Annotated in this window: 2 protein-coding genes; both read right to left on the reverse strand. The window is 76.5% G+C overall.

Annotated elements, in window-relative coordinates:
* Positions 1 to 499, reverse strand: a 499-nt coding sequence (locus H0488_RS23285; RefSeq protein WP_183101538.1) for a lysylphosphatidylglycerol synthase transmembrane domain-containing protein, incomplete at its 3' end; no start/stop codon positions are given.
* A 10-nt stretch (positions 500 to 509) separates the two neighbouring features.
* A complete protein-coding gene (locus H0488_RS24465; RefSeq protein WP_281369750.1) occupies positions 510 to 1,019 on the reverse strand; it encodes a glycosyltransferase family 4 protein in 510 nt (169 codons plus the stop codon).
* Positions 1,020 to 1,305: the final 286 nt, after the last annotated feature.

A 1,305-nucleotide genomic window follows, 5' to 3' on the forward strand; every position in this document is an offset into this window, starting at 1 on the left:
CCCGGGCCGGCAGCGCCGCCACCACCAGGACCGCCGCCGCCGTCATGCCGCCGAGGAGCACCCCGACGTCGGTGCGGACCGCGGCCGGGAGCAGCGCCACGGCCACGACCGCGAGCGCCGCCTGGACCGCCTGCCCCGACCCGCGGTCCCAGACCACCGACCGCAGCCCGCGGCCGAGCGAACCCGAGGCGCGGCCGTGGTCGACGCCGCGGTGCAGGTCGCCGAGCACGCCGCCGGGCAGGGTCGCGTTGAGGAGCTGGGAGCGGTAGTAGAGGAGGTACGCCGTCCGCACCGGCACCGCGACGTCGAGCCGCTCCGAGAGCAGGCTCCACCGCCAGGCGCAGCACCAGGTCGTACCTGCCGTCACCGCGAGCGCGACGAGGAGCGTGGTGACGTCGGTCTGCCGCACGCCGTCGACGAACGCCGCGCCGCCGACCTGCGCCAGGACGACGGCGAGGATCGCGGCGCCGCCGGCGAGCCGCACCCACCGCCACGTCATCGCAGTGCCGTCATCGGAGGGCCCCTTCGAGGGCGCGGGCGGTGTCGGTCCACGACGGCAGGGTCGCCCGCCGCTGCGCGGCCGCGGTGCGCAGGCTCTCGCGCACGTCCGGGTCGGTGAGCCAGCGGCGCAGCTCCTTCGCCAACGTGTCGGGATCGTCCGCCGGCACCAGCATCCCGGCGACGTGGCCGACCGCCTCGGGGTGGCCGCCCACGTCGGTCACGATGGCCGGCACGCCCCGCGCCAGCGCCTCGGTCACGCCCATGCCGTAGGCCTCGTGGCGGGAGGCGGAGACGAGGAGGTCGGCGCTCGCGAACGCGTCCTCGAGGGCCTCCCCGGCGAGCGGCCCGGTGAACCGGATGCGGTCCCCGGCGGCCCGCTGCAGCCGCGCCGCGAACGCCGGCTCCACGTCGAGCGCGCCCACGCAGGTGCACGACCAGTCGAGGTCGCCGAGCCGGGCCAGCGCGGCGAGCAGCACGTCGTGCCCCTTCCCGCCCGTGACCGCGGCCACGCAGAGCAGTCGCCGGCCGTCGGAGGTCTCGTGACGGTCGCCAGGGCGACCTCCTCGACCACCGGCGGTTGTCGTGTCGGGGGTCTCGTGACGGTCGCCGGGGCGACCTCCTCGACCACCGGCGGTTGTCGTGTCGGGGGTCTCGTGACGGTCGCCAGGGCGACCTCCTCGACCACCGGGGGGCGCTGTGTGGGAGGTCTCGTGACGGTCGCCAGGGCGACCTCCTCGACCACCGGGGGTTGCCGTGGTCTCGTCATCTCCTCGACCACCGTTGGTCGAGGAGGTCGCGCAGCGA

Source organism: Nocardioides pelophilus, from assembly GCF_014180685.1.
Taxonomy (GTDB): domain Bacteria; phylum Actinomycetota; class Actinomycetes; order Propionibacteriales; family Nocardioidaceae; genus Nocardioides; species Nocardioides pelophilus.